We start from the raw sequence: 1,831 nt of genomic DNA, 5'->3' as shown, positions 1-1,831 counted from the left end.
CCGGTGAGCGGATTGTGGTGAACATGGGTCCCCAGCACCCGTCCACCCACGGGGTGCTGCGGCTGATCCTGGAGATCGAAGGCGAGACGATCGTGTCGGCCCGCTGCGGCATCGGCTACCTACACACCGGCATCGAGAAGAACCTGGAATACCGCACCTGGACCCAGGGCGTCACGTTCGTCACCCGAATGGACTACCTCTCACCACTGTTCAACGAAACCGTGTACTGCCTCGGAGTGGAGAAACTGCTCGGGGTCACCGACGACATCCCCCAACGCGCCAGCATCATCCGGGTGATGATGATGGAACTCAACCGCATCTCGTCCCACCTGGTCGCGCTGGCCACCGGCGGGATGGAACTGGGCTCCATGGGTGCGATGTTCTACGGGTTCCGCGAACGCGAACAGATCCTGTCGATCTTCGAAACCATCACCGGGCTGCGGATGAACAACGCCTACATCCGCCCCGGCGGGCTGGCCACCGACCTACCCGAAGAAGCCCTGCCCCAGATCCGCGACATGCTCACCCTGATGCCCAAACGGCTCAAAGACCTCTCCGACCTCCTAAGCGAGAACTACATCTGGAAGGCCCGCACCCAAAACATCGGCTACCTCGACCTGACCGGCTGCATGGCCCTCGGCGTCACCGGCCCGGTCCTGCGCGCCACCGGCCTCCCCCACGACCTGCGCAAATCCCAACCCTACTGCGGGTATGAAACCTACGACTTCGACGTCATCACCGACGACGGCTGCGACGCCTACGGCCGCTACCTGATCAGGGTCAAAGAACTCCACGAATCACTGAAAATCATCACCCAATGCGTCGAGCGCCTCGAAACCACACCAGGCCCGGTGATGCTGACCGACAAGAAACTGGCCTGGCCCGCCGACCTGAAACTGGGACCCGACGGGCTGGGCAACTCACCCGAACACATCGCCAAAATCATGGGCCACTCCATGGAAGGCCTGATCCACCACTTCAAACTCGTCACCGAAGGCATCCGGGTCCCACCCGGACAGGTCTACGTCGCCGTGGAATCACCACGCGGCGAACTCGGCGTGCACATGGTCTCCGACGGCGGCACCAGACCCTACCGAGTGCACTACCGCGACCCCTCCTTCACCAACCTGCAAGCCGTCGGCGCCACCTGCGAAGGCGCCATGGTCGCCGACGCCATCTCCGCCGTCGCCTCCATCGACCCAGTCATGGGAGGCGTGGACCGCTAATGAGCTCTCCCAACGGATCCTCGGTGTTCATCGAGCTGGGTCAGCGGCCCGACGAGGCGGGCCCGCCGATCGCCGGCGAGGCGGCTTACCCGGCCGACGTGACCGCCAGGCTGGCGGCCGACGCCGAAGGCATCATCGCCAAATACCCGCGTTCTCGGTCGGCGCTGCTGCCGCTGCTGCATCTGGTGCAGGCCGAAGACGGCTGTCTCACCAAGGCCGGCCTCGCGTTCTGCGCCAGGCAGCTCGACCTGACCGAGGCCGAGGTGACCGCGGTGGCCACGTTCTACTCGATGTACCGGCGCACCCCCACCGGCGAGTACCTGGTCGGCGTCTGCACCAACACCCTGTGCGCGATCATGGGCGGCGACGCGATCCTCGACGCACTGCAGGACCACCTCGGCATCCACGCAGGCCAGACCACCGACGACGGCCGCGTCACCCTCGAACACATCGAATGCAACGCCGCATGCGACTACGCACCCGTCATGATGGTCAACTGGGAATTCTTCGACAACCAAACCCCCTCCTCGGCAAGAGATCTCGTCGACGCGCTACGCGAAGGCCAGCCGCCGCTGCCCAGTCGCGGGGCGCCGCTTTGCACCTTC

The 1,831-nt window shown here is 64.8% G+C and carries 2 protein-coding genes; both read left to right on the top strand.

Annotation, left to right across the window (positions count from 1 at the left end; all coding sequences use genetic code 11):
- A partial coding sequence (nuoD, locus tag D6M19_RS33995) for an NADH dehydrogenase (quinone) subunit D (RefSeq protein WP_123029672.1) occupies positions 1 to 1,226 on the top strand: 1,226 nt, incomplete at its 5' end.
- Positions 1,226 to 1,831: NADH-quinone oxidoreductase subunit NuoE (gene nuoE, locus D6M19_RS33990; protein WP_123029673.1), on the top strand; the 606-nt coding region annotated here is incomplete at its 3' end. The genes nuoD and nuoE, both read left to right, overlap by 1 nt.

Origin of the sequence: Mycolicibacterium stellerae (assembly GCF_003719305.1) — a bacterium.
Taxonomy (GTDB): Bacteria; Actinomycetota; Actinomycetes; order Mycobacteriales; family Mycobacteriaceae; genus Mycobacterium; species Mycobacterium stellerae.
This window is presented reverse-complemented; position numbering and strand designations above follow the sequence as displayed.